Here is a 691-nt window from a genome sequence, read left to right as displayed (position 1 = left end):
TTTAACGTGTATGCGCCGTCCGTCCAGGATGGCATTTTAGGCCGGGTGTTATATCTGCTAACGGCGATGATCTGCGTTATCGGATTGTTGCAAACAGGAGACGTATCTGACACCACCTGGACCGCGTTAATCTGGCTGTTTGCATTGCGCACCCTGCGTAATGCTGTTTTGAATGGGGTAAAACATGCGATTCAGTGATAACGGTCTACGATTTACGGCAGCATGGGAGCAATTCAGCCCAGTGCCGTATTTCGCGACTAAGAAAGAGCAGGCCCGCGGCCTGTATACCTGGGGCTATGGCCACACCGGCACTAATCCGCCGCGGAGCATTACCCGTGCGGAAGCACTGGAGCTACTCAAGCGCGACGTGGCGTATGCCGAAAACTGGGTGAACAAGTACGCACACCCGAGCATCAATCAGGCGCAATTCGACGCGCTGGTGGACCTGGTTATCAATGCTGGTCCAGGTCCGATCATGCCGGACGACGTCGCGGGTGATTTCGACGATGCGATCCGCCTGGGTGACTGGGCGAAGGTCCGTGCTATTCTGCCACAGTTCCGCAAGCAAGGCGGGGAAGTGCTTAAGGGACTTGTCCGTCGAGCAATCGGCAGGCAAGCGCTATTCGATGGAAAGCAGTGGGACGTCGCCGAGAAGATCGGACGTAACGCAGCATAATACGAGGGGACACAG

At 56.0% G+C, this 691-nt stretch carries 2 protein-coding genes; both read left to right on the top strand.

Features of this window, described 5'->3' with window-relative positions:
* Positions 1-198, top strand: a 198-nt coding sequence (locus F0319_RS22440) for a hypothetical protein (protein ID WP_149367547.1), incomplete at its 5' end; no start/stop codon positions are given.
* Positions 185-676, top strand: coding sequence for a lysozyme (locus F0319_RS18820; RefSeq protein WP_149367546.1), 492 nt, complete (start codon positions 185-187; stop codon positions 674-676). The genes F0319_RS22440 and F0319_RS18820, both read left to right, overlap by 14 nt.
* Positions 677-691: the final 15 nt, after the last annotated feature.

Origin of the sequence: Enterobacter vonholyi, assembly GCF_008364555.1 — a bacterium.
Classification (GTDB): domain Bacteria; phylum Pseudomonadota; class Gammaproteobacteria; order Enterobacterales; family Enterobacteriaceae; genus Enterobacter; species Enterobacter vonholyi.
The sequence above is the reverse complement of the archived record's forward strand: the minus strand, read 5'-3'. Positions and strand labels throughout refer to the sequence as shown.

What these genes read in the sequence shown, in the direction of transcription:
- F0319_RS18820 (WP_149367546.1), top strand. Translation starts at nt 185, where the DNA reads ATGCGATTCAGTGATAACGGTCTACGATTTACGGCAGCATGGGAGCAA.